This is a genomic window from Mycobacterium sp. ABE4_509 (assembly GCF_056160785.1).
The window spans coordinates 1-254 of the sequence record NZ_JBSWXU010000365.1 but is presented as its reverse complement, the minus strand read 5'-3'; the positions used below and the strand labels follow the sequence as shown (position 1 = coordinate 254).

1 protein-coding gene is annotated in these 254 nt (G+C 69.7%); it reads right to left on the bottom strand.

What is annotated here, in order from left to right:
- On the bottom strand, nucleotides 1-254 hold a 254-nt coding region (locus tag ACXAID_RS28505), incomplete at both ends, for an AMP-binding protein (protein ID WP_475025487.1).

Below are 254 nucleotides of genomic sequence, written 5' to 3'. Positions count from 1 at the left end.
GCCCTTGGGTGTTCCGGTGGTGCCTGAGGTGTAGATGATGTAGGCGATGTCGTCAGGGCCCGGTTGGGCCGGCGTGGCGGCGGGGTCTGCGGTGTCGCCGACGTCTGCGAGGTCCCCAAGATCTCCGGGATCCCCGAGATCTCCGGGATCCCCGGGATCCCCCGGATCCCCGAGCACCCCGATATCGATGGCCGCCAGATCGCAGTCGTCGAGCCGTGGGCGCAACTCGGCTGTGGTCAGCACGGCGACCGGCG